The following is a 278-nucleotide window of genomic DNA, read 5'->3' on the forward strand; positions in this document are numbered from 1 at the left end:
GGGTACGGGCTTTCTCGTAGCGCCCCCGCCATTTCGTATTCAGATTGATCGTACTTCAGCGGCGTTGCCCCCATCAGAGTGATGATCGGATCGTTGCCAAGGGTGATCGCAATCGGTAGATCCTCGCCGCGCTCTTCAGCCTTATGCAGGTGCAGCGCAATATCGTGCATCGGCACCGGTTGCAGGCCCAGCTTACGCTTGCCTTTTACTTCCATACGGTAAATACCGACGTTCTGCTTGCCGAAATTGTCGACATCCAGCGGATCGCGCGAAACCAC

At 56.1% G+C, this 278-nt stretch carries 1 protein-coding gene; it reads right to left on the minus strand.

Features of this window, described 5'->3' with window-relative positions; all coding sequences use genetic code 11:
• Positions 1–278 (minus strand): UbiD family decarboxylase domain-containing protein (locus tag FDX22_RS31255; protein WP_255432953.1); only part of this gene is annotated, 278 nt, incomplete at both ends.

This window comes from Citrobacter sp. TBCS-14, assembly GCF_005280805.1.
In the GTDB taxonomy this organism is placed as follows: Bacteria; Pseudomonadota; Gammaproteobacteria; order Enterobacterales; family Enterobacteriaceae; genus Citrobacter; species Citrobacter gillenii.